General features: G+C 65.7%; 1 protein-coding gene. It reads right to left on the reverse strand.

Going from position 1 to position 1,579, the window contains the following annotated elements:
- Window positions 1–391: 391 nt before the first annotated feature.
- Window positions 392–1,579, reverse strand: coding sequence for an IS701 family transposase (locus ACWEBX_RS40405; protein WP_451889676.1), 1,188 nt, complete (start codon window positions 1,577–1,579; stop codon window positions 392–394).

Here is a 1,579-nt window from a genome sequence, read left to right on the forward strand (position 1 = left end):
GCGCAGGCTCCCAGGGATCGGTCACCGCCGTCACGGACAGGGGAGCCGCCAACCGGGCCGGGCCGACCCGCCGTATCGACGCTTCTGGGCGCAATGGATCAGGACTGTCAGGGCTCGTCGTTGGGGTTCCTGGGCCGCCTTCGGGCCGGTAGCCGGGTCCGTTCATGATCACCTGGTGGCTGGCATTGATCAGCCGGTCCAGAAGTGACTCGGCGACGACAGGGTTAGTACTGCAACGGTCTATGGGCTGATGGTTGGACGGTTTCTGGTGGTGTGTGGCCGCGCCGTTTGTAGTGGCTGACGCGGGCTTGCTGTTGTCGTCTGCGGCGCCAGTAGGACCAGTGCAGGACGTGCTCAACAGGTGGTTGTCGGCGGTGGGCGATGCGGGTGATCAGGCGTCGGAGTTCGGGGAGGGTGAGGGGTATGAGCTGGGAGGATCCGTTTCTGCTTTGTCCGTGTCGAGCTCGCGGGCTCGCAGGACGGTGAGGCAGGCGTGGGCGGCCATGGCGAGGGTGATGTGGCGGTGCCAGCCGGGGTAGCGGCGGACCTGATAGTCGTCCAGGCCGCATTCCTGCTTCGCCGTCTGGAAGCATTCCTCGATCGCCCAGCGGCTGCCGGCGACGCGGATGAGTTCGTCGAGGGTGGTCTCGGCGGGACAGTAGGCGATGTAGTAGGAGATCTGGTCGGGCCGGCTCACGCTTCGGCGGGCGAGAACCCAGTGCCGGCGGTCTTCGCGGTGCCAGGGCCGGACCTCCACTCTCGCCCAGTCGTAGACCCGGGGACCGTGAGCTCCGTTCCCGCACGAACGACGCTTCCACTTCTGCCGCGGCAGAGCGGGAAACAGGTCGTGGACGGGGTGGTCCATGGCCCAGCGGGAGACGACGGTGTCGTGGCGGGTGGTGGCCATGACGTGGAAGACATCCGCCCGTTCGAGCTCGGTCCGCCACCCTTTGGAGAAGCCGTAGGCGGCGTCCGCGGTCACCCACCTAAACGGGATCTTCTCCGTGATCGCCCGGCGGACCATCGCCTTCGCGATCACCACCTTCGTCTCGAAGGCGACCGTGTCCTCAACGCCCGCAGCCAGACACCGGTCCCGGTCATCGGTCCATGACGTGGGCAGATACAAGCGGCGGTCGATCAACGTGCGGCCGCGGGCACCGGCATAGGCCAGGAAGACACCGACCTGGCAATTCTCCGTCCGGCCCACCGTTCCCGAGTACTGACGCTGAACGCCGGCCGAACGGACGCCCTTTTTCAGAAAACTGGTGTCGTCCACGATCAGGACCGCACCCGGGTCACCGAGATGTTCCACCACGTAGTCGCGGACGTCGTCCAGGACCTCATCCGCGCTCCAGTCGATCCGGTTCAGTAATCGATGGATGCGGTCCGGAGCACCATGACCTGCCTGTTCTGCCAGAGTCCAACCGTTCTTCCGCTCCAGCGGAGCGACCAACCCCTGCATGTACGCAAGCGCCGACTCCCGCGGCTCACTGCGGCTGAACCGATGCACGAACCTTCCCTGCAACCGCTCCAACTCGCCAGCCCATAACCTGACATCAACAACTGGAACTCCACCCAC

This window comes from Streptomyces sp. NPDC005070 (genome assembly GCF_053600395.1).